We start from the raw sequence: 24,605 nt of genomic DNA on the forward strand, positions 1-24,605 counted from the left end.
GTCAGCTCCAGCGCACTGCCGCAGCCAGCGGTTCGGCAAGGTCGCCGACCGGTTCAACGACGACTTCCTGCAGCCCGAGCCATCCTGCCATGCTCACCAGCTCCTGCGCGAGCTCCGCTGCCGTTGTCGACGGCGCGTCCGGTTCGGCGTGGCTTCCACGCACCAGGAGCCGCCCGGTAAGGCGGTCCGCTTTGAGGTCGACCCGGGCGGCCATCGTCTCTCCCACGAGGAAGGGCAGGACGTAGTATCCGTAGCGCCGCGCCGCGGGAGGGGTGTAGATCTCAATCCGGTAGTGGAAGTGGAAGAGGGCTTCGAGGCGGGCCCTTTCGAAAACCATTGAATCGAATGGGCTCAGCAGTGCCCGCCCGAGGGCCTGGCGGGGAAGGACCGCCGCCTCATGCAGGTATGCCTGCCGCTTCCAGCCCCGCACCTCGGCGGGCTTGAGCACGCCGCGGGAGACGAGTATGTCGACGGCCGCCGCAGTGTCGCGGACGGGTGTGCGGAAGTAATCGGCGATATCCCGGACCGACCCCACGCCGAGCGCCGCTGCGGCCCGCTCCGCAAGGATCAGCAGCGCCTCCCGCGCATCGACGTCGACGGCGGCGAGCCCGTCCGACGGCATGACCTTCGAGGTGAGGGCGTACCTGCGCTCGAACTGGGCCGTCCTGCCGGCCGAGCTGATCTCGCCCCTGGCGAAAAGATCCTCGAGCACCCGCTTCACCGCACTCCAGCGCCATCCCCAGCCATCGGTGTTCCGAAGCTCCTCGTGGCCGAGCCGCTCCTGGAGCTGCGCCGAGGTCAGCGGCCGGCTCCTGCCGAGCACTTCGAGGACCCTCTGCTCAAGGGAGGCACGCAGGTCCGGGTCCATGCCGGCGGCGCTGACCCAGCTTCGGCGTTGCCAGGGGCGCAGGTAGGGGAATAGGGCCGGGTCGATGAAACTGGCTTCGTGGGCCCAGTATTCGGTAAGGCGCCGCGGGTGGGTTCCGGAGAACCGGTCGAGCACCCCTGTGTCGTACGGGCCGAGCCGGGAAAAGATCGGAAGGTAGTGCGACCGTGAGAGGACGTTGACCGAGTCGATCTGCAGCAGCTGCACCTGGCCGAGGACCCGGGCCAGGGCGCGCGACGACGGCGGCCCCGTGGGGCGTGGCCGTGCGAGTCCCTGGGCTGCGAGTGCGATCCGGCGTGCCTGCGAAAGCGAAAGGGTCGTCATGGGCGGGCGCCGCGCTGCACGCCCCGCGCGTGCGGCGTGCACCGGGCACGATTCGATGAAGCGCCGGCCGCGGCGGCGGAAATCCGCCGCCGCGCCGGCACCGTACTATGCGGTTGCAGCTGTGGCTTCCTTCGCTCGGTAGGCGAGCAGTTCTTCCTGCGGCTCCTGCGTTCCTTCAGCGCACTTGGCATCGAGGGTGATGACGCCATAGGTCCAGCCCTGCCGACGGTACACAACGGACGGCGCACCGGTTGCCGAATCGACGAAGAGGTAGAAGTCGTGGCCGACCAGTTCCATGTTGTCGACAGCGTCGTCGAGGCTCATTGGGGTTCCGGAGAATACCTTGCGCCGGATGAGGACCGGCGAGTCGCCGGCGGGAATGTCATCGGGAGATTCGTATCCGTCGGCCGAAGACGCTTCGGTGACCGGGGCGGAGTCGGCCGGCTGCTCGGCGTAGATCGGCTGGGAGGTGCTCACTGGCTCAAGTCCTGCAGTGGCAATGCCGACGGCAACCGGGGTGTGCCGGCCGTGGTGGACCTTCTTGCGGTCGCGGGCCCTGCGCAGGCGCTCGAGGAGTTTGTTGTACGCGAGATCGAACGCTGCGAACTTGTCGGCAGCACTGGCCTCGGCCCGCACCACCGGCCCCTTGCACAGCACTGTGAGTTCGACGGTGAGTGAGGTCTCAGCCATGCGGGCGCTTGATTCTTTGGTGATCTTGGCGTCCACCCGTTGGACCTTATCGCCGAGCTGCTCGATCTTGTCGATCTTCTCTGCGGCGTACTCGCGGAAACGGTCGGATACTGCAAGATTCCGGCCATTGATCACAAATTCCATGGTGCCCTCCAAATCGCTAAGGTGACACAACAGCGGCCCAATACGGCCCCCAGACCGCTGCCGACGGGTTCCGGTCCTTCTCTTGGTTCCCGTACTTCACGGTAGATCACCGAGGCCCTTTATTCATCCCTCCCCACACCGATTTCTTCGAAATTCGCTTTCAGCCGATCCGTTGCCCCAGGCGGCGGTGTTGCTGCCACAATGACCCCTCCTGCCACACGGGCACCGTTCGAACGGAGCACCCTCACCACTTCGGCGATCGTGGAACCGGTCGTCAGGACGTCGTCGACGACGATGCAGGGAGAACCGGCAAGGCTGCGCGCGTGCCGCCGGGAAACCGCCATCGTTCCGGCGGTGCTGGTACGCCGCGCACGCCGGCCGAGTCCTTTCTGCCCGCCGGACCGCCCCCTTCCCAGGACGCCGGCCAAAGCGGCCCGGTCCGGGGCCGTCCCGCGGCGGAAGACCACGGCCCTGAGCACGATCGCGCCGGCGGGCAGCTCACCGCGCCGGGAAAGCCCGGCGACGAGCATGCCAAGCGGATCGTAGCCTCGCCACCGGCGCGAGGAGGCCCGGGCGGGCACGGGGACCAGGAAGAACGGCGAACCGTCGGGGAGGCCGAGCGCGGAACGCGCGTGATGAAGCGCACCGCCGAGGGCTGCGGCGAACGGCCGTTGGACGTCGGTGTGGTTGTGGTTCTTGTAGGCGAGGACGGTCCGGGCCACGACGCCCGTATAGCTTCCCGCGGCGATGACCGGCAGCGGGATGAACTCGGCCCCCTCGCCGGGCCCTCCGTCCGGCCGGGTAAATGGTTCGGAACGGGCCGGGCTCCCGGGAAGGGCGGGGGCTCCGGGAAGATCAAGGTGTTCCGGAAGGGCCAGGGCGTTCGCCTCGGCGAAGAACGGGCGGACGGTGGCGCGGCGGAAAGCCTCGGCACACGGGGCGCACATCGAAGCATCGGCCCGGCCACAGCCCACGCAGGACGTCGGAAGCACCAGGGACCAGAAACCGGCCAGCGCTGCTCCGAACTCCCTGATGCAGGGGACCGTCCGCAGGTGGTCTGCCGCCCCGGCCACCGTTTCCCATGCCATGCTTCGAGGGTGGGCCGTGGCGGCGGCGCGCAGGCCGGGAATGCGCGGTATGTGGAGAAGTGCCCGGTTCAGCCGGGGAACGCCGGGTCCCGCACGCCCTCGACGCTGCGGATCCAGCTCCGGCCCACGCGGTTGAAAAGCGCCTCGTCGGTCTGGACGTAGAAGTCCTCAGCCGGATCGCTGCCCGCACTGATGTTAACGATGCCCTTGAGTCCCTTCATCTCTTCAAGCTCGCCGCTGAGCTGGAGGATGACCGGGCGCACCTCCGCCGTCGACGAGACCGGTGATGCGACGATGGTGCTTTCGCCTGCCCACTTCGCCGTTCCGATGTTGTCACCGGCGTTCAGCATGAGCGGCTCGCCGAAGCTTTGCGGAATGCCCTGCGCACTGCGGGTGATGCCCGCCAACAGCACCTGAGACACCCCTCCCTGTTCGACGACGAACAAGGCCCGTGCGCCGTCGCGTGAGATCCGCAGGTCCTTCACCGTCCGGTCGGCTAACCATGAGGCCGAAACGACAACGGCGTTGGCTGCAACCCCGCCCGGGGGCACGGCGATGACTTCGGACCCGCGGCCCGTCGGCCCGCCGTCCACGGCCCGCGCGGTCCACACCCAGTTCTCGGGGTCGAAGCTGGGGGCGGTGAGGCCCGAACCTTCAATGACAGTGCGCACCTCGCTGCCCGGCGCTGTCGCGAGCAGGGACGTGGCACGCCCGTTGAGGAAGGCGAAGTTGCTTCCCTCGACGGATCGAGCCGGGTCCCGGGGCCTGTAGGAGGCAACCGAGGGAAGGCCGTCGATGGGGGCCACACTGAGGTCCCGGTAGGCCTTGATCTCATTCTGGGCGATGACCACCTGCTCGTTGCCCACCGGCGGGCTTAAGTCCGGGATGACCAGCGCGGGGTCGGGTGCGCCAAGGTCGATCGGCTGGCCGGCCGTCATCTCGACGGAGGTGACATCGTTGAGGGTCGTCAGGTTCGCCCTCAGCTGCTGCTCCATCTGCTGCAGCCGAAGGTCCGTCGCATCCTGGAGCACCGACGCCGAAAGCTCAACGGACGCGACGCCGGATCGGATCGGCACCGATTCCTGGGCCAGCGTCACACCTTCCGGGAAAGCGCTTGTCACGGCACCCTGGAGATACGGCGCCGGGCCGGCGAGCATCGTCTGCACGATGCGCGCCGCAATGCCCGGACGGCGGACGAACCACCGCACATCGGGCACCCAGAACCGGTAGCTGCTGCTGTAGAAGTAGAGGTTGTGAGCGGTGGCCAGCAACGAGGCGTTGCTTTCGGTGACCATTATGCCGTTGGGAATCTCGCTGATCCGCCACTGCCCGTTGAGTTTCACCATCTCGGCACGGATGCTCTCCGTCGTCGGGTTCGGCGGATCGGTCCGCACGCCCTGGGAATCGATGATTCCGGTGATCTCAAGCTGGATCTGCAGGGACCCCTCGGCTTCACGCTCGACGATCCGCGGATCAGCCTCGAAGATCACGATGCGCTCCTCCGGCTGCCAGGTCCGTGCAAGCGCCGGGGTAAGGAACTCGCGGGCCACCTTATAGCCGTCGGCGGCTCCCGTTCCTGCGGTGATGAATTCCTGGAGGAGGGCTTCTGGCGGGGCGTTCTGTCGCGGCCCCTCGGGGGAAAAGACCTGCGAGGTCGAATCCTGCTCCTCATCCGCGGCGGGGAGGGTCTGCACCGGGCCGCCCGTGGGAATCGACGAACAGCCAGCAATAGCGAAGAGCACAACGAGAAGTGCGGCAACGGCGCGTGCGGCCCAGAACGGCCTACTGAATCTCACTTTTTTCCTTTTCCGGTTCCTGCTGCTGCCCGTCCGGTACCGTCCCGGCATCCGCGGGCGGGCCGTCCCCGGGCTCCGGTGCAGAGCCGGATGACGCCGGCAGTTCTGCCACTGCACGCGGCGGCAGCGGCAGCGGTGAGACCTTGAGTTCGCTGTCGCGGTGCTTGGGGAGGGTCAGCCGGAAGCACGAGCCTTCACCGGGCGAGCCCCAGGCCTGGAGCCACGCGGAGTGGAGGCGCGCGTCCTCGGTTGCGATCGACAGGCCAAGCCCGCTGCCGCCGGTGGTGCGGGCACGGGCGGGATCCGCCCGCCAGAAGCGGTCGAAGACGCGGGAGGCCTGGAGGGGCGTCATGCCGATCCCGTAGTCCCGCACTGCCACCGCCACGGCATCGGGGCTCGACCCGATGAAAATATGCACCGCCTTGCCCCTGCCGTGTTCAAGGGCATTGACCACCAGGTTGCGGAGGATGCGGCCGATCCTGCGCGGGTCGGCGTCGACGACGCAGGTTGTCTCGTCGGAGATGATCTTCAGTTCCGATCCGAAACTGTCGGCGAGGGGCTGGGCACCCTCGATCACGTGCCTGACCACCTGGAAGATGTCAGTGGGTTCGGGCTCGAGCACCGCGGCGCCGGCGTCGAACCGGGAAATTTCGAGAAGGTCCGCGAGGAGCGCCTGGAAACGCTCCACCTGGTCGTAGAGGATCTCCGCGGACCGCTTATTGACGGGGTCGAACTCCGCGCGCGCGTCGTGGAGCACCTCGGCCGCCATACGTACCGTCGTCAAAGGGGTCCTCAGTTCGTGGGACACGTCGGAGACGAAGCGCTGCTGCATCTGGGACAGCTGCGCGAGCTGGGTGATCTGGTCCTGGAGGCTGTTGGCCATGTGGTTGAACGAGGCGCCAAGCCGCGCCACCTCGTCCTCTCCCTTGACCTCCATGCGCTCGTGGAGTTCACCGGCCGCGAGCTTCTCGGAGACCATGGCGGCGTGGCCCACTGGGCGCACGACGCTGCGGGTCACGAACCAGGCGATGGCGCCGACACTGGCCAGCAGCGCGAATCCGGCGATCCACAGCACTATGTGGATGTAGCTCAACGTCTTCTGCATGGAGGAGAGGTCGTAGATGATGTACAGCGCGTAGGCGGTGCGGTCCGGCGGCAGGGTGACCTTCGTTCCGAAAGCCACTCCCGGGACGTTCCGGTCCCCCGTGGTTGCCGAAACCGGAATCTGGATCGGCGTCCAGTACTGCTCCTCGCCGTTCGTTATGGCGTTCTTCAGGTCCGGGGGGATCAGCGCCGACTCGGTCATGTTGTCGTGGCTGGCCCGGGGGGGAACGAAGTAGCCCTGCTGCCCGGGGAGCGGTGTCAGCAGCCACTGGCGGGGGGCGTCGGCGCCGCGTCCCTGGAGCCTCAGGAGCGTGTCCTTGGCCAGGCGGTCGGTCGAGTCGCGGTCGGTGGTCGTTGTGTCGCGGAAGACATCCTTGATGTCCGAAAGGCCACGGCTGGCTTCGCTCTGGAACTGCCCGAAACGCTCCTTGTACAGCGCATTCGCGATCTGGCTGGACAGGAAGCCGCCGACGACGATGAACGCGAGCGCGGTCAGCAGCACCGTCGATACCACGGTGCGGAACTGCAGGGAACGGCGCCAGTGCGCCGCGACGTCCAGCGCGGTACGGCGGGACCGCCTGAGCAGTTCCTTCGCCGTCTGCGCCGAACGCCGTGCGGCGCGCTCTGCGGCGGTCTTCAACTCAGCCTTGGCCTGCCTTGTACCCGACACCACGGACGGTCAGGACAATCTCGGGTGCTTCGGGATCGCGTTCGATCTTCGAACGCAGGCGCTGCACATGGACGTTCACGAGCCGTGTGTCCGCCGCGTGGCGGTATCCCCATACCTGCTCAAGGAGCAGCTCGCGGGTGAAGACCTGCCAGGGCTTCCGTGCGAGCGCAACAAGCAGGTCGAATTCGAGCGGGGTCAACGAGACGCGGTCACTGCCGCGGGTCACGGAGTGGCCGGCGACGTCGATGCTCACGTCGCCGATGCGCAGGGTCTCCGGCGCCTTCGTGTCTCCGGGGCGCAGCCGCGCCCGCACCCGGGCCACCAGCTCGGCGGGTTTGAACGGTTTGGGCACGTAGTCGTCGGCACCGGATTCGAGGCCGCGCACCACGTCGGAGGTGTCGGACTTGGCGGTCAGCATGACGATCGGAAGGTCGGATTCCGCGCGGATCTGGCGGCAGACTTCGATGCCGTCGAGCCCCGGCAGCATGAGGTCGAGGAGGACGAGGTCGGGCTGCGTCGATTTGAATACCGCGAGTGCCGCCGCGCCGTCGGCGCAGAACACCGGGTCGAAACCGTCATTGCGCAGCACGATGCCGATCATTTCGGACAGTGCCTCGTCGTCATCGATTACCAGAATGCGTGCCTTCATAGGTCCATAGTGTCCCATTGAGCCTCCAATGTCCCACTGGCGGCGTTTCCGCGCGCCGCGGAAGCGCTGCGGGGCTGCTGCCCTGCAGAAGGAGGAAAACCGCTTCGGGCCCATTCGGCCTGCCGCGGCGCTGCACGTTCGACGTGCTGGTAATTATAGTTCAAGATAACAACCCATGGCCGCGCTTGTTTCCCGAAGGACAGCATGAGCAACGATCCGCAGGACAGGCGTCCGGACGACACTTCCTGGCACCCTCCCGGAGGCCAGCCGCCGGCCGCACCCGGGCCCGCCGCGGGGTGGCCGGCACCGGGCGTTCCGGCCGGGCCGGGCCCCCGGCCGGCCGGCACCCCCTGGGGCGAGTCCTGGGGCAGCGGGGCAAGCCGGTGGGGCGGGCTGCAGCCGGGCCCGCCGCAGCAGTCGGGGTACGTGGCTCCGCCGAAGCCGGGCGTTATTCCACTGCGGCCCCTCGGCCTCGGTGAGATCCTCGACGGCGCCTTCCAGGCGTGCCGCCGGAACCCCCTTTCCACCTTTGGAACGGCGATCCTTTTCCAGTCGTTCGTCGCCGTGGTCACGGTGCTGATGTCGACTGGCCTGATCACCAGCCTTGACCAGATCAACCCTGAAACGGCTTCCCCGGAGCAGCTCGGCGGCCTCCTTGCCTCACTCGCCTCCTTCACCACGGTCATCTCGGTTGTGTCGGGAGGGGCCCTGCTCATCCTGCAGGGCGTGCTTGTCATTCCGGTGGCCCGCGCCGTGCTCAACCAGCGGACCGGGTTCGGCCAGCTGTGGCGGCTTTCAGCACGGCGGCTGCTGCCGCTGCTGCTGCTCGGAGTGATCGGCACCATCGCCTCGGCCCTTGTTGTCGGCGTGGTCGTCCTCATCGCCGTCGCCGCCGCCGCGGCAATGGAACTCTATTCGCTCTACATCATCATTCCGCTGGCCCTTGCTCTCGCCGCAGGTGCCGTCTGGGTCAGCATCAAGCTCGTGGTCGCGCCCGCCGCGCTCATGCTCGAGGGGACCGGCCCGCTCCACTCGTTCCGGCGCTCGTGGAGCCTGACCCGCGGCAACTGGTGGCGGACATTCGGCATCCTGATCCTCACCAGCATCATGGTGTCGATCATCTCCACCGTGATTGCCACCCCCGTGTCCTTCCTCGTCACGGCGCTCTTCAGCTTTTCCGACGCCCCGGCGGCGTCCACGATGAATGCCCTCGACTCCCTTCCGGTGCTGCTGATCACCCAGGGCATCACATCGTTCTTTGCCGCGATCGGCTACGCCTTCCAGGCGGGTGTGACGGCGCTGCTGTACATTGACCTGCGCATCCGCAGGGAAGGCTTCGACGTCGTGCTCATGAAGGAACACGAGCGTTCGGTGGACGGGGTGCCCGGCTTCCCCGCCGGCGGCACCGGGCAGTTTGGCGCGGCCGCGCCTGAGGGTCGGCGCGGCTGGGGCAACCCCGCATGAACCTTCCTGAAAACGGATCCCGCTGTCCGCGTGGCGGTGCGGCGCAATGATCCCTGCGCCGATCCATGCGCCGCACGCGGTCACGATGTCCACTGCCGGACCGGGCAGGGACGAGGCTCGGCGGCTGCTGGAGGGCGAGCTGGCGAAGCCCGCCTATCAGGAGGCGCAGCCCTCCCTTCTGGATCAGGCCTTCCAGTCGGTCATCGACTGGTTCCTCGGGACGCTCTCCGAGGTGCGCTCCCTCGACGCCGGGCTGGGCACCGTCCTGCTCGCGGGCGGGATTTTCCTCGTTGTCGCAATCACCGCCGTACTCGTTGGGCGGCGCATTTCGCCGTCCGCCCGCGCCGCCCGGCAGGTCTTCATGGGGTCGGACATCTCGACGGCGGCGGATCACCGCCGTCGTGCGGCGGAGGCCGCTGCAGCCCAGAACTGGAATGAGGCCCTCACCGAGCGGCTGCGGGCCGTGATCCGCGAAGCCGAGGAGCGGGTCATCCTCGACCGCCAGCCGGGACGCACGGCAACCGAGGCCTCCGACCAGCTCAGCGCCGTGTTCCCAGGTGCCGCCGCCGACATCGGCTGGCTCACCGAGCGGTTCAACGAGGTGGTCTACGGCGGCGCACGCGCCGGCCAGGCCGACTGCACGCGGGCGGCTGCCCTTGATGCTTCCCTCCTTTCCAGTTCGCCTGCGCGTAGCTCGGCCACCCCCGGATTGGCGGCCCCACGGTGACCCCGCGGCACGCGGCGCCCGAGGATCCGACGGCCACCGCTGCGCCGGCCGGGCTCGCGCCTGCGGAAAACCCGGACCCCGCGCCGCCCGGGCCTGGACCGGAAGCCGGCGCCCGGGACGGCACTTCGAGGGCCGTACGGCTGCGGCTGCGTGGCGCACGCACGGTCATCTTCCTTGGCTTGCTGATGGTCGGTGTGGTGGTCCTGGGCCTGCTCACGCGCGCCGACGCGCCCGCGCCGCTCTCCCCCGCCAACGCCGCTCCCACCGGAGCGCGAGCGCTGGCACAGGTGCTGCAGGACCGTGGCGTCCGCGTGGTTGCTCCCGGCTCCCTTGCCGAAGCCGAGGATGCCCTTGGAGCGGGCCCCGCGACCCTGTTCCTCCACGACCCGAACGGCTGGCTCAATGAGGATCAGCTCGGGCTCCTGAGCGCGGCTTCCCAGCGGAGGGTGCTTGCCGCGCCCTCGGAGGTTCAGCTGCGCTCCTTCGCGCCGGAAGTGGAACCGGCCGGCGCGGTCGATGGCGGTGCGGCGCCGGCACCCGCGGACTGCCCAGTCGAGGAAGCCGCCGCGGCGGGCACGATCAGCGCCGGCGGCCTGGCATACACCGGCGGCACCGGATGTTTCACTGCGCCCACCCTGTCGGAAGGAACCGGTGCCTCCTACGTTGCATCGAAGGACGGGCGGACGGCGGTCCTTGGCTACCCCGAGATCCTCTCGAACGGCCTCATCACCGAGGAGGGCAACGCGGCGCTTGCGCTCGGCGCCCTCGGCCGCGACGCAACGCTGGTGTGGTACCAGCCGACCACCGCGGACCTCGCGGTGACAGGAACGCCCAGCGACCCGCTGAACCTGCTTCCGGGCTGGACGAACACCGTAATGCTGTGGCTGCTCGGATGCGCGTTCCTGGCGATGGTGTGGCGCGGCCGGCGGATGGGGCCGCTCGCCGCCGAGCCGCTTCCCGTGCTTGTCCGCTCCGCGGAGACCGCCGAGGGCCGGGCGCGCCTCTACCAGGACTCGCGGGCGGTGGCGCACGCCGCGGCAACCCTGCGGGCGGCCTCCCTGAGCCGGATTGCCGTCCGCCTGAGACTGCCTCACGCCGCCGCGCCCGCCGAGGTCATCGGCGCCGCCTCACGTGCCACGGGCCGCCCGCACGGGGACCTCGAACGCATGCTTGTAAGCTACGCCCCTCCCAATAACCGGGAACTGGTGCGGTTGTCGCAGGAACTTCTCGAGCTGGAAAAGGAGATCATTTCCCAATGAATCAACAGTATGAGTGGGGGCGCAGTCCGGGCGCGCACGCCGCGGTCAGGACCGACGGTCCCAGTGCCGTCGGAGCCAACGGCACCGGCGCCGGAGCCGCCGCACCAGGCCAGGGAGCGGATCCGGCACGGCGGGCGCTCCTGGCCGTGCGCTACGAGGTGGGGAAAGCGATCGTGGGCCAGGACGCCGCGGTGACGGGCCTGCTGATCGCCCTGCTCTCCAACGGGCACGTGCTCCTCGAAGGCGTCCCGGGAGTGGCGAAGACCCTGTTGATCCGCACCCTTTCGGCGGCGCTGAGCCTTGACACCAAACGCGTGCAGTTCACGCCCGACCTCATGCCCGGCGATGTCACCGGGTCGCTGATCTACGAGTCGCGCACCTCCGAGTTCACCTTCCGGGAAGGGCCCGTTTTCACCAACATCCTGCTCGCCGACGAGATCAACCGGACCCCGCCCAAAACCCAGGCGTCGCTGCTCGAGGCGATGGAGGAGCGCCAGGTGTCGGTCGACGGCGTCTCCCGGGCCCTTCCCGATCCCTTCATCGTCGCCGCGACGCAGAACCCGGTGGAGTACGAGGGAACCTACCCCCTGCCCGAGGCCCAGCTTGACCGCTTCCTCCTGAAGCTGACCCTGCCGCTTCCCGGCCGCGACGACGAGATCGAAGTGATCCGGCGGCACAGCGAAGGGTTCGATCCGCGGAACCTCGCCGGTGCCGGTGTCCGCGCGGTCGCCGGCCCCGCGGACCTTGAGCGGGCGCGCGCGGCGGTGCGCGAAGTGTCGATCGCGCCGGAGGTCCTCGCGTACATCGTGGACCTGGTCCGGGCAACGCGGGAGGCCCCTTCCTTCCAGCTCGGCGTCTCGCCGCGCGGGGCGACGGCGCTGCTCGCCACGTCACGGTCCTGGGCCTGGCTGTCGGGACGCGCGTTCGTCACTCCGGACGATGTCAAGGCGCTGACCCTTCCCGCCCTGCGCCACCGGGTCGCCCTGCGTCCGGAGGCGCACATGGACGGGGTGAGCGCGGACGAGGTGCTCGCCGGGATCCTCGCCACGGTTCCGGTGCCGCGGTGAGAACCGTCTCCACCGGCTCGCCGTGTCCGCCGCGGGGCGGGTTGGCACATGGCTCTTAGCGGGCGCCTGCTGCTGTTGGCGCTCCTTGGCGTCCTTCCGATCGTGCTGTTTCCCGGTATCACGCCGCTGCTGGTCTGGTCCGCGCTGCTGGCCGCCGGGGTCGGGGTTGACCTGATGCTTGCGGCTTCGCCCCGGCGGGTGGGAGTTTCGCGCAGGATTCCCGAGAGCGTTCGCCTCGGTGAACCCTGCACGAGTTCCCTGACCGTGGCGAACCACAACCGGCGGCGGCTGCGGGCGACAATCAGGGAGGCCTGGCAGCCCTCCGCGCGAGCGGTCAATCCCGAGCAGCGGCTCGCCGTGCCGGCCGGGGAGGCCCGGCTCCTCGAGGTCGCCCTCCGTCCGGAACGCCGCGGGCTGCTGGCGGTGACGGGCGTGACAATCCGCAGCGCCGGGCCGCTCGGGCTTGCGGCGCGGCAGGCTTCACTTCCGGCTCCCGGCAGCCTGCGGGTGCTCCCGCCGTTCCACTCCCAGCGGCACCTCGGGTCGAAGCTGCGCCGGCTGCGGGAACTCGACGGCCGCGCGGCCGTGCAGATCCGTGGAGCCGGCACGGAGTTCGACTCGCTGCGCGACTACGTGCGCGGCGACGACGTGCGCTCCATCGACTGGCGCGCCAGCGCCCGGCGCCGCGACACCGTGGTGCGCACGTGGCGCCCTGAGAGGGACCGGAGGGTCGTCATCGTCCTTGACACCTCCCGGACCTCCGCCGCCCGCATCGCTGACGAGCCGCGCCTTGACACCGGAATCGAGGCGGCGCTGCTGCTCGGGGTGCTCGCCCAGCGCGGCGGTGACAAGGTCGATTTCCTTGCCTTCGACCGTCGGGTCCGGGCAAGGGTGAGTTCGGCGGCCAAGGACAACCTCCTGAACTCCCTGGTCCGGGCCATGGCCCCGTTGGAACCCGAACTGATCGAAGCCGACTGGTCCCGCCTTCCTGCCCAGATCCGCGCCGTCTCCCCCCACCGCGCCCTCGTCGTGCTGCTCACCTCCCTGGATTCCGGCGCCGCGGAGGAAGGCCTGCTTCCCGTGCTTCCCGGCCTCACGGCCCAGCACGCCGTGGTTGTTGCCTCGGTCCGGGACCCCCAGCTGAACGAGATGCGCGCGCAGCGCTCAACGGCCTCGGAAACGTACCGGGCCGCCGCCGCGGAACGGGCGCTGCTCGACCGCGAAGCCATGACGGCCGCCCTGACGGCCCTCGGCGCCGACGTGGTCGATGAGGATCCGCTTGACCTGCCGCCGCGCCTGGCGGACACCTACATCAGGCTCAAGGCGACCGGGCGGCTCTGAGGCGTGGTGGGCCGGCCCGTGGTTGACTTGAACGAGTGACTTGGCCGGACGACACATGAGGCCCAGCGCGACGAGGGAGGCCCAGTGGAAGCCGGTGCGATGAAATCCGTGTACCAGGAAGTGCTCGGCTCGGATTTCGGGCGGCTTCAGCCGGAACTGAGGGAGTATTTCGGGCTCCACACGGGAAGCGGCACCTACGGCGTGGGAACCGGGGAGTTCGACGTCGCGGGATCCCCGGCGTGGTTCACAAGGCCTGCATTCCGGCTGACCGCCCTCGACAACGCGTTCTTTCCGGAATACGAAGGCCAGGTCCCGTTCACCATCGCCAACTACGCCCACACCGATCCGTTCGGCCGGCCCGCCCTGACGGCCCGCCGGGAGCTGCGCTTCCGAAAGGCGCTGCGGGTCTTCGAAGATACGACGGCGCTCCACGACGGCCGGCTGACCGACTATGTAGGGTCCCGCCGCCGCATGGCGACAGCGCTTGAGTGCTCAGTGACCCCGGACGGGCGCATGCGCATGGTGTCCTCGCGGACCCGGGTGTTCGCCGGGATCAGGCTTCCCGTTCCCGACGCCGTCGGCGCCAAGGCATACATGGAGCAGTACTGGGACGATTCCACGGGCCGCTTCCGCATTTCCACGCGCGTTGTGCACCGGCAGCTGGGCACCCTGCTCGTTTATGCCGGCAGCTTCGATTACGCCCTTGCCCCGTTTGACGGCGTCCTGCCACCCGAGGCCCGCCCGCTGCGGTGGGAGGGCCGCGTCTAGTCCCGTCGGCTTAGTTCTCGGTCAGCACCTGGGTGAGTGCGTCGGCAGTCTGGACCAGCCGCCCAAGGACCTTCCGCGCCTCACCGGGGGCCAGCGCCGCAAGACCTTCAACCGGAGCCAAACTGACGCCAGCGAGCGCAGCCACCGAGAGCCCGACCCGCTGCCAGGGGTCAAGGACCCTCCGGACCAGGGCACTGACCTGGGGAAGGCCCGACCCCGGCTCGAGGATGCCCGCGCGGAGCGCCCTGCCCGACTCCACGGCGGCCGCGAGCACCTCCCACTGCCGGTCCGACACCGTGGTGAAGGGCAGCCCCAGCACCTGGGCCGGGCTGGCGATCGCCGCTTCGAGCACGTCGTCGCCCCCCGGCAGTGACAGGCTGAGGCGTGACGCCCCGGCCCCCGCCACGGCGTCGGCGACGAGGGTCCACGCGTCGGTCGCTTCCTGGCGGGGAAGGGCGCGGAGCGTGCGGTAGCCGCTGGCTGTGGGGATCCGTCCGGCCAGCACTTCCCTGGCTTCGGGCTCGTCAAGCTGGACCTCGAGTGCCGCACCGCGGGAGACGGCCGCCGCGCGCGCTGTCAGCGCTGCCGCTCCTGCCGCAAGCGAGGCGTAGATCTCCCGCCGCGCCCCGGCGTCGAGGAGGGCCCGCTCCCCATTGTGAAGATGGACATTCGCCGCGACCGACAGCGGGCCGCGGAGGTGGAGCTTCAACCGGCGGGCGGGAAACTCCTCGGCGCCGGCGATATCGCCAAGGGCGTTCAGGTCGGAGGACAGCGCGGACTCGGCCCTTCGCTGATCCTTCCCCGGGCGGCCTGTCAGCCGCCACCCGTGCGGCTGAAGGTCGAAGGGAAGCTCGACCAGGACCCCGAGCGTGCGCCCGACAGGGTCGCTTCCCGGGCCGCGGTGCGGCAGCGAGGCAAGGAACGGGAGGTGCGGGTCGCCGAGTTCGCCGCGCACACTGCGGTGTGCCTCAAGCGGGTCGGTGCCCGGCCACTCGCCCAACGCAGTTGCCGTGACCTGCGCCGCATCGGCGTCAAGCGCCACTTGGACCGCCCTCGCTGCGCGTGCCGGGCTGGGCGTTGCGGGTATCGGAGATGGCCTGGTGGTGCCGGATGACCTCCGAGATGATGAAGTTGAGGAACTTCTCGGCGAAGGCCGGATCGAGGTTCGCTTCGGCCGCGAGGGCGCGAAGCCGGGCGATCTGAGCCGCCTCCCGGTCCGGATCCCCCGCGGGAAGCCGATGCTCGGCCTTGAGATGCCCCACCCGTTGAGTGGCCTTGAAGCGCTCGGCAAGAAGATAGACAAGCGCGGCATCAATGTTGTCGATGCTGCTGCGCACGGCGAGCAGTTCGGTCATCACATGCGGCTCGATCTCGCCCGCCAGCGAGCTTGCCTCGGGATTGAAGGCGCGGGGCTGTTTGGTCATAACCTCAGTTAAGCAGATGGATTTCCCAGCGAAGAACCGTGTCGGCGCCGGGCTGCGGGCCCGGCAGCCTCCACGTCAGCTTCCCGCTGCTGCCAGTTCGGGCCGCAGGGCCGACCGCGCCGAGTCGATCGTCGCCTGACCCAGCACGCGGGTGCCCTGGTAGAGGACAACCGTCTGGCCGGGCGCCACGCCGCGCATCGGCTCGATCAGCCGCACGACAAGCTCCTGGCGGCCGTCCTGGCCGGATTCGACCCAGGCCCGGGCCGCGACGGGGTCGCCGTGCGCGCGGACCTGCGCCATGCACTCGAATGCCTCGCCGGCTTCGACCTCGCCGATCGGCAGGCCCGCCCACGAGACCTTGATGCCGCGCATTTCGTCGATCGCGAGCATCTGCTCGGGTCCGACGACGACGGTGTTGTCCTTGGGCCGGATCTCGAGGACAAAGCGCGGCTTGCCGTCGGCGGCCGGCCGGCCCAGCTTCAGGCCCTTGCGCTGACCCACGGTGAAGGCGTTCGCCCCCGGGTGGCTGCCGATCTTGGTGCCGTCGACGTCGAGGATGTCGCCCTCGCTGAGGTCGATGCGCTCCTCAAGCCAGCCGCGTGTGTCGCCGTCGGGGATGAAGCAGATGTCGTGGCTGTCGGGCTTGTTGGCAACGGACAGCCCGCGGCGCTCGGCTTCGGCGCGCACCTCGGCCTTCGACGGAGTCTCGGCCAGCGGGAACATCGAATGCTTAAGCTGCTGGTGGGTGAGCACGCCGAGCACGTAGGACTGGTCCTTCGCCCAGTCAGCGGCACGGTGAAGCTCCGGGTTGCCGTCGGCGTCCTCGATGACCTTGGCGTAGTGGCCGGTGCACACGGCGTCGAAGCCGAGCGCTATCGCCTTCTCAAGCAGGGCGGCGAACTTGATCCGCTCGTTGCACCGCATGCAGGGGTTCGGCGTGCGCCCCGCCGCGTACTCGGCGATGAAGTCGTCGACGACGTCTTCCTTGAAGCGTTCCGAGAAGTCCCACACGTAGTAGGGAATCCCGAGGATGTCGCAGGCCCGCCAGGCATCCCGGGAGTCCTCGATGGTGCAGCAGCCGCGGCTGCCGGTGCGGAGGGTGCCCGGCATGCGCGAAAGTGCGAGGTGGACGCCGACGACGTCGTGGCCGGCGTCGACCGCACGGGCCGCGGCAACGGCCGAGTCAACGCCGCCGCTCATTGCTGCAAGTACCTTCATGATGAAAAACCTGTTCCTGCTGTCTGGATGGATGATGCATGGCCCGCCATTCCTGCCTTGCGGGCGCGTTCGTAAGCTTCGGGAAGGGCGGCCAGGAGCGCCTGGACGTCCTCGCGCGTTGATGTGTGCCCCAGGGTGAAGCGTTGGGCGCCCCGCGCTTCGTCTTCGGTCAGGCCCATGGCCAGGAGCACGTGGGAGGGTCGCGGCACACCGGCTGTGCAGGCCGAGCCCGTCGAGGACTCAACGCCCGCGAGGTCCAGCAGGAACAACAGGGAATCGCCCTCGCACCCGGGAAAGGTGAAGTGGGCGTTGCCGGCGAGCCGAAGCCCCTCCCCCGCCTCCGGGGGGACCCCGCGCAGCACGGCGCCGGGAACCGCCGTGCGGACGCCGTCAATGAGGAGGTCGCGCAGTGCGCCGATGCGCTCGGCTTCCTCGGGCAGGTGCCGCACCGCGTCCTCGGCGGCGGCGGCGAACGCAGCGGCTCCCGGGGCGTCGAGGGTTCCGGAGCGGATGTCGCGCTCCTGCCCGCCGCCGTGCTGAATCGGCGTGAGTTTCACCGCGCGGCCAACGAACAGCGCGCCGATGCCCACCGGCCCGCCGATCTTGTGGCCACTCACAGCCATTGTGGCCAGGCCCGACTCGGCGAAGGAGATGGGAAGCGACCCGAAGGCTTGGACGGCGTCGGAATGGACCGGCACCTGGAAGTCGGCCGCGGCCCTGGTGATTTCCGCGATTCTCTGGACCGTACCCACCTCGTTGTTGGCCCACATGACCGTCACAAGCGACACCGAGCCGGGGTCCGCGGCCAGTTCCGCGCGCAGGGCGTCGACAGAGAGGACGCCCTGGGCGTCGACCGGCAGCCAGGTGACGCGGGCCCCTTCGTGGCGCTCGAGCCATTCGACGGCGTCGAGCACGGCATGGTGTTCGACCGGCGAGGCGAGAATGCGCACCCGCCGGGCGTCCTCGCTCCGGCGCGCCCAGTACAGGCCCTTGACCGCGAGGTTGTCCGCTTCGGTGCCACCAGAGGTGAAAATCACCTCGGAGGGGTGGGCGCCGGCCGCCCGGGCGAGTGTTTCGCGCGAGTCTTCGACGCTGCGCCGGGCACGCCGGCCGGAGCCGTGCAGCGAGGAGGGGTTTCCGCTGCGGCTGAGTTCGGAGGTGAGTGCGGCGAGCGCTGGCGCCGATATTGGCGTGGTCGCCGCGTGGTCCAAATACACGGGCATCCCTCGATTCTACCGGCGCGCCGCCGATGCGCCGATTCGCGGGCCGCCCGTCTTGCCCGTCCGGCGCCGCAGGGCGTTTTCCAGCCCCGCACCGGGCCGGCTCTGGTAGAAATAGCGGGTGGACAGTCAAGCCGTGGCTCCTCCCCCGCCCGCGATGTTCCTGCCGCGCTTTCGACACCCGGTACAGGTGTTCGGGTCGAAGGCGTTCGACTTCAGCCGGCGGGTCGCGCTCATGGCGATCATCAACCGCACCCCCGACTCGTTCTACGACGGGGGTGAGACCTTCGGGCTTTCCGCGGCGGTCAGTGCCTCCCTCAGGGCCGTCGAGGACGGAGCGGACTGGATCGACATCGGGGGCGTTCCGTTCGCCCCCGGCACTCCCGTTCCGGCCGCCGAGGAGGCCGCGCGCATCGTTCCGGTGATCGCGGCGGTCAGGGCCGTCTCGGACGTGGTCATCTCCGCCGACACGTTCCACCCGTCGGTCGCAGCCGCAGCCCTTGAGGCGGGGGCGAACGTGGTCAACGACACGACCGGGCTGCGGGATCCCGATCTCGCCGCGGTGGTGGCCGAACACGGGGCGCACCTGGTCATCACCCACAGTCTCGCCCAGCCGCGCACGGCGTATCCGCGGCCGCACTATGAGGACGTCATCGCCGACGTCGTCGACTTCCTGCTGCGGAAGGTGGACCAGGCGGTAACGCTCGGGGTTGCCGAGGACCGCATCCTGATCGACCCGGGACACGACCTCAACAAGAACACCCTCCATTCCCTGGAGATCACCCGCCGCTTTTCCGAGATCGCAGGACTCGGCTATCCCACACTTGCGGCCGTATCCAACAAGGACTTCATCGGGGAGACCCTCGACCTTCCAAAGCAATCACGGGTTGAGGGCTCCCTTGCCGCGGCGGTCATCTGCATCCTCGGCGGCGCACGGGTGGTCCGCATGCACAACGTTGCGGCAGCACGCTCGGCCATCCAGCTCACCGAGGCCGTCCTCGGCTGGAGGCAGCCGGCGTACCTCCGCCACAACATGGGCGAACACAACGGGCCGGCGGCGCACTGATGGAGGCCTTCGTTCCGCACAGTCCCGGCCCCCTCACCGAGGCGGACCTCCAGCGGCTTTACGCCTACCCCGACGCGCCCGGGCCTGTGATCCGGTTCAACTTCATTGCCGCCGCCGATGGTGCCGCAACCGCCGGCGGGCTTACCGCGGGCCTGGGGAATGCCGGTGACCGCCGCATCTTCGCGCTCCTGCGCGAACTCGCCGACGTCATCCTGGTCGGAGCGGGAACCGTGAGGTCCGAGGGGTACGCGGGAAACCTCGTCGGCGACGACGCCCGCGCCCGCCGCGGGCATCGAGGCCTCGCCCCGCACCCCTCGGTCGCCGTGATCTCCGGCTCCCTCGACCTTGACCCCGTGGGAAGGTTCTTTGCGGCACCGCCCGTCCGACCGCTGATCCTGACCTGCGAGGCGGCCGACCCGCTGCGGCGGCGGGCCCTGGAGGCCGTGGCGGAGGTGGTGGACTGCGGCACCGAGACGCTCGAGGTTGCACGGCTTGTCAGCGCCCTGGGTGAGCGCAGCCTCATGCGGGTTCTGTGTGAGGGGGGCCCGTCGGTCCTTGGTTCCTTCACGGCCGCGCAGGCGGTGGACGAGCTCTGCCTTTCGGTCAGCCCGCTGCTGGTCGGCGGTGAGGACCCGCGGATCTCAATGGGAGGAAGGACGGGACCGGCCCAGGCCCTTACGCTCGCGTCGCTGCTGCACGAGGACTCGGCCCTTTTTGCGCGGTATGTGCGGGCGGGGTGAGGAGGCCCGCACGTTCGGGTTCCGGGTGGCCTCTCGGGTGTTTGGCGCAGCGCCCTTCGGCGGCTTAAGGTCAGGCAGGAGCACTCCGGCCGGAATGAACCGCTGGGTGAACCGTTAAGTGAGACAGCAGAGACAACCCGTTCATTGAGCCAGCCCGCGGTGCCCGTTCCCCCGCAGGCAAGCCCCGGCGCAGGAACCAGCACAAAGGAAGGCGTGAGATGCCTGAACCGTCGGAGCGGTCCTACTACGACATTTTGGGCCTTGCCCCCGGAGCCACCGCCAAACAGGTGAAGGACGCCTACCGCCGTGCGGCGCGCAGGGCCCATCCCGACCTCGGCGGAAACGCCGAACTGTTCCATTCGGTCGCCGTCGCCTACGAGACGCTCAATGACCCGGTCAGGCGCCAACGCTACGACAAGGGAACCGGCCAGGAGACCCCGAGGCGGTTCGGCGCCGACGGCGGCGCACCGGGTGCGGGAAGCCCAGCAGGGCCCGCCCCGGCGGGAAGCAACGACGCCTACCAGCGCCCGCCCGAATACGTTCCGCCCTTTTCACCGGGTCGGCCGCCCGTGGTTCCGTTGCTCCTGGCCGGCAAGCAATCCCACGGATCGCCGCGCCAGCCCGGACTGTTCGCGAGGCTCGGAGCAGGCACCCGCTCCCGGCTTGACGGTGAAGCGCGGACGGCCGGGCTGATCGAGGCCGCCCTCCTCCCCTCGTTCCCTGCGGCACGGCTGGTGAACGGCCTTGAATTCGGCAAGAGCTCCGGCGCCGCCGCCGGGCACGCTCTGCTCGCCGGGTACCGGATGGCTGTGATCGACTCGTTCACCGCCTCGCCCGGCAACTTCAACTGGGATGGCCGCACCCTTCGCCACCAAGGGCGCCAGGTGCCCGGACTGCGGATCCAGGGGATGGTCGGCGCGGTGCAGGAACTGTTCCCTGAATGCAATGTCAGCGGCTGGATCGTGATCCACGGAGCACCGGACAATCCCTTCGACCCGGTGATCGACGTTCCGCCCGGGTTCGACCGCTCTGCGACCTCCATGGTGCAGGTGGTCAACGCCGGAACAGCGGTCCGGTCGCTCAGGGCGTTCCTCGCTTCCGGGCCACAGCCCTACGTGGTGCAGCTTCCCGTCCTGGGACGGCTGATCGGTGCGGCCGCGGGCTAGGATGGACCGGTGTTCCGTATCCTCTTCCATTCCCCCGAAATTCCGGGCAATACCGGCAACGCAATCCGCCTTGCCGCCGTCGCCGGTGCGGAACTGCACCTCGTAGAGCCTCTTGGCTTCAGCCTCGAAGATTCGAAACTGCGCCGGGCGGGCCTGGACTACCACGACCTCACCGTGCTTCACGTGCACCGCGACCTGGAGAGCGCGTGGGCCGCGCTGCAGCCGGAGCGCGTTTTCGCCTTCACCTCCGAGGGCGAGGTCTCCTACACCGACATCCAGTACCGGGCCTCCGATGTGCTCCTGTTCGGCCCGGAGTCGGTGGGCCTGGCCGAAGAGGTCAAGCACGACCCCCACGTCACCGCGAGGGTGCGCGTGCCGATGCTCGCCTCGCGGCGTTCGCTCAACCTGGCCAACACCGCATCAATCGCCCTCTATGAGGCCTGGCGCCAGCACGACTTCGCCGGCGCCGTCCGCTGACCGATCTAGGAGCCAGAAAATGACCCCCCGCCATGCATCGGCCGCACCTGACCAGGGCGCCGAGGATTTCGAGCAGCTCGCCCCCGCCCTGTGGAATCCCATCGGCAACGCCGTTGTGGCGGCGGCCGACGTGCTGCTCGGCGAGCGGATTCTTGACGCCTGGGCAGGGACCGGCGCGGGCACCATCCCCGCGTCGCAGCTGGCGGGACCGGACGGGTTCATCGACGCCGTCGACCCGTCATCGGCGATGCTTGAACTCGCGCGGGGGAAGGCCGAGGCAATGAACCTTCACAACGTTCGGTTCACTGTCGCCGACCCCTCCGACTGGCGCACCGACGTCCCCTACGACGCCGTCCTGTGCTGCTACGGGCTCTTCCTCGTTGCCGACATGGCAGCGACGACGTCGCGCATCGCGTCGCTGCTCCGGCCGGGAGGCCGGTTCGCCATGAGCACCTGGGACGAGGGAACCGTCAGCGAGTTCGAGGAACATCTCCTTGAGGCATGCGCGGCCGAGCAGGAGGACCCGTCCCGCCATGAACTCCCGGCGTTCGCGGCGAACTGGCAGCGGCTGGCGTCCGAGGAAAAGCTTGGCGCATGGCTCACCGGGCACGGCTTCAGCGACACGATGGTGCAGCGGGTCCCGCTGTCCGTACCGCTTGAGCCGGCCATGGCGTGGTCCCTTGCCCTGGGCAGCGGCTACCGCACTGTGCTTCCCCAGGAACCGCAGGCCCTGGAGCGGGTGCGCATCCGCCTCCTGGAGAGCCTCGGGGAGAACTTCGTGCTCCAGGCCGATTCCCTCGTGGCCGTCGCCCGCACCGCGGAGTAAGGATCGGCAGGGGCCGGCCCCATCCGCCACCCCCGGCACTCCGAATGCCTTATGTCAGCAACGCCCGCTGCAATTCGGCGGGGAAGCGATCCCACCGCAGAAGCGCGGACGGCGTATCTGAATCGGAATTCCGGAGCACTTTGAGCAGGGTGGGTGATGGAGTGAGTCAACTAGTGCATCGTGTGCGCAGTGCGCCATGCGCATACAGCCGTTTTGTACCGGCTCCCGGCAATCGCGCTTTATGCTTGGACTCTATGGACACGCCACGAGTAAGCCGGACCGGCCCCGGGGGGCGCGCAGCGAGGGGACTCGACGAGGCGTCCACCGCCGAGCCCACCCTGACGGAACTCCTCCAACGCATCGCGCAGCAGGACACCGGCGCGTTCGCTGCCTTCTATGAGCAGACCTCCCGGCGGGTCTATGGCCTGGCTCGGCGCGTGCTCATCGACCCCGACCTCAGTGAAGACGCTACCCAGGAGGTCTACCTTCAGGTGTGGAACAGCGCCGGCCGGTTCGATCCCGCCGTCGGCAGCCCCATGGCCTGGCTTATGACCCTCGCCCACCGCCGGGCCGTGGACAAGGTCCGCTCCGAGCAGAGCTCCACGGACCGCGAGGCCCGGTACGGCGCGGCAATGCAGACCCCCGACCACGATGACGTGGTCGACACAGTGACCCAGCGGCTCGAAGCCGAGACCGTGGTCAGGTGTCTTGAATCCCTCACCGAAACCCAGCGGGAATCGGTGAAGCTCGCCTATTACGGCGGGCTCACATACCGGGAAGTCGCAGAGAAGCTCGGCGTTGCCGTGCCCACCATCAAGTCGAGGATCCGCGACGGATTACTCCGGCTCAAGGCATGCCTGGGAGTGAGCTAAGGTGCAGGACAAGGATATGAACAAACAATTCGCCGATGATCTCCACAAGGATCTTGAGCGGGGCAACGTGCTCGAGTGGGCGGAACTGTACGCCCTCGACGCCGTCACCGATGAGGAACGCCGGTCGATTGAAGCGTTCCTCGCGGATTCCGATCCCGCGCTCCGGCGTTCGTTCGAGGAAAGCGTGCGGTCCGGCCGCGAGGCGATCACCCAGGCCTATGCGCTCCAGGAGGAAGAGCCCCCTGCGGGCCTGCTCGACCGGATCCTTGACCAGCTTCCCGGGCCCCAAGGCACAGGCCAAGAGCCCCCTGTGGGAACCGGCGCCACACCGGCGCCGCCCGTCGACGAACTCGCCCAGCGGCGACGCCGCCGGCTGCCCGGAGCCCGCTGGCTCCTCGCGGCCGCCGCGGCCGCCGTCGTAGCCGTTGGCGGCGTGACGGTGGCCCAGAACCTTGACCAGCCCTCCGTGCAGGACGAGGTGCTTTCAGCCTCCGACGTGCGCCAGGATGAGTTCATCATCCCCGCAGGCGGCACTGCCGGGCTGGCGGTGTCGCGGGAGGAGAACGCGGCAGTGGTGACGCTGAAGGGAGTACCGGCGCCCCCCGAGGGATCGGTCTACCAGATGTGGCGCCTGCCCGCCGACGGTTCCGCGCCCGTCTCGGTTGGAACGATGACCGCCGAGGATGTCTCGGGAACGAAGATCACCGAGGTCGAGGGAATCGTCACCGACCGCGCCCTGGCGATTACGGTTGAGCCGGCCGGCGGCTCCGCTGCACCGACCCTGCCCGCCGTTGCGGAGATCCCCTTCCAGACCTGAGCGGCCCGGGAGGGGCCGGCGGATCCGGAACGGCTGAACCCGGTGGCTAGAACCCGGCGATCGTCTGCTCGGTATTGACCGCCACTGCGTGGAACACCTCTGCGCTGCGTCCGGCGGGCAGCCCGCCCCGTGCCCCGTAGCTTTGGAGGATCTGGCGCACCGCTGCGTCCATCCGCTCCGGGTCCGGGTGCTGGCTGGCATGGACCCGGATTGCCGCAAGCTTCTGCTCAACATGGTCGGTGATGTCGACGAAGGTGTTCTCCAGGGCGTCCGGGCCGCCATAGAACCAAAGCCACGGCACCCGGAATGCCTGCAGGCCCGCCGCCGCCAGGTCGGGGAACGCAAAAGGGTTCTCCGCAGCCGGATACACGGCCCGGGTTACGGCCTCCCCGCACGCGAGGTGGTCGGGGTGGCTTTTCTGGATCCGGTCCCAGTTCCGTTCCGGGTGCATTGACAGGACGACGTCCGGCTGGACTTCGCGGATGAGGGCGACGATCGCCCTCACCACGGGCTCGCTGGGCTGCAGATAGCCGTCCCGCTCCCCCAGGAACGTCACCGAGGTCACGCCGACCAGGCCTGCGGCAGCACGCTGCTCGGCGCGCCGTGTCTCAAGGATCTCGGGGCGGTCCTTTTCGGCGAACCCGCCGGCGTCGCCGTCGGTGAGGATGCAGTAGCGCACGTCCACCCCTGCCGCGGTCCAGGCGGCGATGGTTCCCGCGGCGCCGAAGTCGAGATCGTCCGGGTGGGCACCAAAGCACAGGACCCGCCGGACGGCGCCGGAGGCCGGGTTGTACACGGCCAC

24 protein-coding genes are annotated in these 24,605 nt (G+C 69.1%); 13 read left to right on the top strand and 11 right to left on the bottom strand.

The window, feature by feature from the left end; translation table 11 throughout:
* Position 1: 1 nt before the first annotated feature.
* The 6 genes from AC4D2R_RS14190 to mtrA all read right to left on the bottom strand — a co-directional run bounded on the left by AC4D2R_RS14190 (position 2) and on the right by mtrA (position 7,351).
* Positions 2-1,210: a winged helix-turn-helix domain-containing protein gene (locus AC4D2R_RS14190; RefSeq protein ID WP_490940714.1), complete on the bottom strand. Its 1,209-nt coding sequence runs from the start codon at positions 1,208-1,210 to the stop codon at positions 2-4.
* Positions 1,211-1,315: 105 nt separating this feature from the next.
* Complete coding sequence (gene hpf / locus AC4D2R_RS14195; protein ID WP_490899674.1) at positions 1,316-2,044, bottom strand: ribosome hibernation-promoting factor, HPF/YfiA family; 729 nt, start codon at positions 2,042-2,044, stop codon at positions 1,316-1,318.
* A gap of 119 nt (positions 2,045-2,163) precedes the next feature.
* The gene (locus tag AC4D2R_RS14200) at positions 2,164-3,132 is read right to left on the bottom strand and encodes a ComF family protein (protein ID WP_490940716.1); all 969 of its coding nucleotides are present in this window, start codon (positions 3,130-3,132) and stop codon (positions 2,164-2,166) included.
* Between the two features lie 68 nt (positions 3,133-3,200).
* Complete coding sequence (locus tag AC4D2R_RS14205; protein ID WP_490940718.1) at positions 3,201-4,928, bottom strand: LpqB family beta-propeller domain-containing protein; 1,728 nt, start codon at positions 4,926-4,928, stop codon at positions 3,201-3,203.
* A complete protein-coding gene (gene mtrB, locus AC4D2R_RS14210) occupies positions 4,915-6,672 on the bottom strand; it encodes an MtrAB system histidine kinase MtrB (RefSeq protein WP_490940720.1) in 1,758 nt (585 codons plus the stop codon). Before mtrB ends, AC4D2R_RS14205 begins: the two co-directional genes overlap by 14 nt.
* Before the next feature lies 1 nt (position 6,673).
* Positions 6,674-7,351 (bottom strand): MtrAB system response regulator MtrA, encoded by a 678-nt coding sequence (mtrA, locus tag AC4D2R_RS14215; RefSeq protein ID WP_490899671.1) that lies wholly within the window; start codon positions 7,349-7,351, stop codon positions 6,674-6,676.
* 204 nt (positions 7,352-7,555) lie between these two features.
* Here mtrA and AC4D2R_RS14220 point away from each other — a divergent pair, with 204 nt between their 5' ends.
* The 6 genes from AC4D2R_RS14220 to AC4D2R_RS14245 all read left to right on the top strand — a co-directional run bounded on the left by AC4D2R_RS14220 (position 7,556) and on the right by AC4D2R_RS14245 (position 13,977).
* The gene (locus AC4D2R_RS14220) at positions 7,556-8,815 is read left to right on the top strand and encodes a DUF7847 domain-containing protein (RefSeq protein WP_490940722.1); all 1,260 of its coding nucleotides are present in this window, start codon (positions 7,556-7,558) and stop codon (positions 8,813-8,815) included.
* Positions 8,816-8,861: 46 nt separating this feature from the next.
* Complete coding sequence (locus tag AC4D2R_RS14225; protein ID WP_490940724.1) at positions 8,862-9,542, top strand: DUF4129 domain-containing protein; 681 nt, start codon at positions 8,862-8,864, stop codon at positions 9,540-9,542.
* Positions 9,539-10,801, top strand: coding sequence for a DUF4350 domain-containing protein (locus AC4D2R_RS14230; RefSeq protein ID WP_490940726.1), 1,263 nt, complete (start codon positions 9,539-9,541; stop codon positions 10,799-10,801). Before AC4D2R_RS14225 ends, AC4D2R_RS14230 begins: the two co-directional genes overlap by 4 nt.
* Positions 10,798-11,868, top strand: coding sequence for an AAA family ATPase (locus tag AC4D2R_RS14235; protein WP_490940728.1), 1,071 nt, complete (start codon positions 10,798-10,800; stop codon positions 11,866-11,868). Before AC4D2R_RS14230 ends, AC4D2R_RS14235 begins: the two co-directional genes overlap by 4 nt.
* 48 nt (positions 11,869-11,916) lie before the next feature.
* Positions 11,917-13,209 (top strand): DUF58 domain-containing protein, encoded by a 1,293-nt coding sequence (locus tag AC4D2R_RS14240; protein WP_490940730.1) that lies wholly within the window; start codon positions 11,917-11,919, stop codon positions 13,207-13,209.
* A 99-nt stretch (positions 13,210-13,308) separates the two neighbouring features.
* Positions 13,309-13,977, top strand: coding sequence for a DUF4166 domain-containing protein (locus tag AC4D2R_RS14245; protein WP_490940732.1), 669 nt, complete (start codon positions 13,309-13,311; stop codon positions 13,975-13,977).
* Positions 13,978-13,987: 10 nt separating this feature from the next.
* On the opposite strand, the gene AC4D2R_RS14250 is transcribed toward AC4D2R_RS14245, so the two are convergent.
* The 4 genes from AC4D2R_RS14250 to AC4D2R_RS14265 form a co-directional block, all read right to left on the bottom strand.
* Positions 13,988-15,019, bottom strand: coding sequence for a uroporphyrinogen decarboxylase/cobalamine-independent methonine synthase family protein (locus tag AC4D2R_RS14250; RefSeq protein ID WP_490940734.1), 1,032 nt, complete (start codon positions 15,017-15,019; stop codon positions 13,988-13,990).
* On the bottom strand, positions 15,009-15,401 hold the full coding sequence (locus tag AC4D2R_RS14255; RefSeq protein ID WP_490899663.1) for a chorismate mutase: 393 nt from the start codon (positions 15,399-15,401) through the stop codon (positions 15,009-15,011). The genes AC4D2R_RS14250 and AC4D2R_RS14255 overlap by 11 nt, the downstream gene beginning before the upstream one ends.
* A 75-nt stretch (positions 15,402-15,476) precedes the next feature.
* The gene (mnmA, locus tag AC4D2R_RS14260) at positions 15,477-16,619 is read right to left on the bottom strand and encodes a tRNA 2-thiouridine(34) synthase MnmA (protein WP_490940736.1); all 1,143 of its coding nucleotides are present in this window, start codon (positions 16,617-16,619) and stop codon (positions 15,477-15,479) included.
* Positions 16,616-17,842 carry a cysteine desulfurase family protein gene (locus AC4D2R_RS14265; RefSeq protein WP_490940738.1) on the bottom strand — a complete coding sequence of 409 codons (1,227 nt, stop codon included), beginning with the start codon at positions 17,840-17,842 and terminating at the stop codon, positions 16,616-16,618. Before AC4D2R_RS14265 ends, mnmA begins: the two co-directional genes overlap by 4 nt.
* A gap of 154 nt (positions 17,843-17,996) precedes the next feature.
* Here AC4D2R_RS14265 and folP point away from each other — a divergent pair, with 154 nt between their 5' ends.
* The 7 genes from folP (at position 17,997) to AC4D2R_RS14300 (ending at position 23,803) form a co-directional block, all read left to right on the top strand.
* The gene (folP, locus tag AC4D2R_RS14270) at positions 17,997-18,905 is read left to right on the top strand and encodes a dihydropteroate synthase (RefSeq protein ID WP_490940935.1); all 909 of its coding nucleotides are present in this window, start codon (positions 17,997-17,999) and stop codon (positions 18,903-18,905) included.
* Entirely contained in the window at positions 18,905-19,645 is a 741-nt protein-coding gene (locus AC4D2R_RS14275) for a pyrimidine reductase family protein (protein WP_490940740.1), read from the top strand. The genes folP and AC4D2R_RS14275 overlap by 1 nt, the downstream gene beginning before the upstream one ends.
* A gap of 218 nt (positions 19,646-19,863) precedes the next feature.
* Positions 19,864-20,811, top strand: a complete 948-nt coding sequence (locus AC4D2R_RS14280) for a J domain-containing protein (protein ID WP_490940742.1) — start codon at positions 19,864-19,866, stop codon at positions 20,809-20,811.
* 9 nt (positions 20,812-20,820) lie between these two features.
* The gene (locus tag AC4D2R_RS14285) at positions 20,821-21,288 is read left to right on the top strand and encodes a tRNA (cytidine(34)-2'-O)-methyltransferase (protein ID WP_490940744.1); all 468 of its coding nucleotides are present in this window, start codon (positions 20,821-20,823) and stop codon (positions 21,286-21,288) included.
* A gap of 19 nt (positions 21,289-21,307) precedes the next feature.
* Positions 21,308-22,114 (top strand): class I SAM-dependent methyltransferase, encoded by an 807-nt coding sequence (locus AC4D2R_RS14290; protein ID WP_490940746.1) that lies wholly within the window; start codon positions 21,308-21,310, stop codon positions 22,112-22,114.
* A gap of 254 nt (positions 22,115-22,368) precedes the next feature.
* Complete coding sequence (gene sigK, locus AC4D2R_RS14295) at positions 22,369-22,986, top strand: ECF RNA polymerase sigma factor SigK (RefSeq protein WP_490940748.1); 618 nt, start codon at positions 22,369-22,371, stop codon at positions 22,984-22,986.
* A 16-nt stretch (positions 22,987-23,002) separates the two neighbouring features.
* Positions 23,003-23,803, top strand: a complete 801-nt coding sequence (locus AC4D2R_RS14300) for an anti-sigma factor (protein WP_490940749.1) — start codon at positions 23,003-23,005, stop codon at positions 23,801-23,803.
* A 46-nt stretch (positions 23,804-23,849) separates the two neighbouring features.
* On the opposite strand, the gene AC4D2R_RS14305 is transcribed toward AC4D2R_RS14300, so the two are convergent.
* Complete coding sequence (locus tag AC4D2R_RS14305) at positions 23,850-24,605, bottom strand: PIG-L deacetylase family protein (RefSeq protein WP_490940751.1); 756 nt, start codon at positions 24,603-24,605, stop codon at positions 23,850-23,852.

The sequence above is a fragment of the Arthrobacter sp. TJ-217 genome (assembly GCF_058269255.1).